General features: G+C 49.0%; 1 protein-coding gene. It reads left to right on the forward strand.

Annotated features, from left to right (window positions below; translation table 11 throughout):
* Positions 1–548: 548 nt before the first annotated feature.
* Positions 549–1,135: reverse transcriptase domain-containing protein (locus CXF95_RS26210; RefSeq protein ID WP_255418960.1), on the forward strand; the 587-nt coding region annotated here is incomplete at its 3' end.

Raw genomic sequence — 1,135 nt, forward strand, 5'->3', positions numbered from 1 at the left:
GTGTGCCACGAAGGCGCAAAGAAGGACATTGTCCTTCATGCAGCTATGCTGCATAAAAGATGAGGGTTTGGCCCCTCGAAGCCGCCATGCAGGTGGAGGCTTCAAACCACCGTAAGCTGCGTCGGTAAAGAGCCGGGGTGGTGAGCGTTACGGAAAAGGCAAGGCTCGATCTTGTCAGGTGAGTTTCAAGGAGACGAATGCAAATGAACCATTATTGAAGTGTCGAAAATGTAGGGACGAGTGTCAAAACCGAGGGGTCGTCGTTACCTCGGGATAAGTCTAGCGGAAACCTGATTATTGGCTAGGCGGCCTCCGGCATGAAGATGGCGTGAACTTGAAACAGGCTTTTATGTGGAACGTGGGAACCTGTCGCCCTGATGATAAGGGAGAAACACAAGTGGTAGCCCCATAAGTGTGAGAGTACCGATGCAGGGCACAGGGGCGGAGCGACCCGTAGTAGTGATGAAGCTTTTGTAATGAAAGTGGAGCGAAGGGGAAGCATCGATCAGCTTGAACTAAAGAAAACAACCGGAAACGGGAGGATTGGATTGAAACAAGCAAAGCCGTTTACTATTTCCAAACGACAAGTTTGGGAGGCATACAAACGGGTCAAGGCCAACAAAGGCGCTGCCGGAGTTGATCGCCAGACGATCGAAAAGTTTAATGGGGATTTGAAGAATAATCTTTATAAGCTCTGGAATCGTCTGTCGTCAGGCAGCTACTTTCCATCCGCCGTCATGCGGGTTGAAATACCCAAGGATGATGGACAGATGAGGCCTTTAGGGATCCCTACAGTGACTGACCGCATTGCGCAGATGGTAGCCAAACAATTAATAGAGCCTGAGTTGGAACAGCATTTTCATTCAGACTCTTATGGTTACCGTCCAAAGAAATCGGCACATGATGCAGTGGGGCAAGCACGTAAGCGCTGCTGGAAAAGTGACTGGGTACTGGATCTTGATATCAAAGGCTTTTTCGATAATATCGATCATGAGCTGATGATGAGAGCAGTGCAAAAGCATGTGAAAGAAAAGTGGGTACTATTGTATATAGAGCGGTGGTTAAAAGCCCCGATTGAAATGCAAGACGGCACACTGGAATTTCCGGAGAAAGGAACACCGCAAGGAGGCGTCGT

The organism is Paraglaciecola sp. MB-3u-78 (assembly GCF_002835935.1).
Taxonomy (GTDB): Bacteria; Pseudomonadota; Gammaproteobacteria; order Enterobacterales; family Alteromonadaceae; genus Paraglaciecola.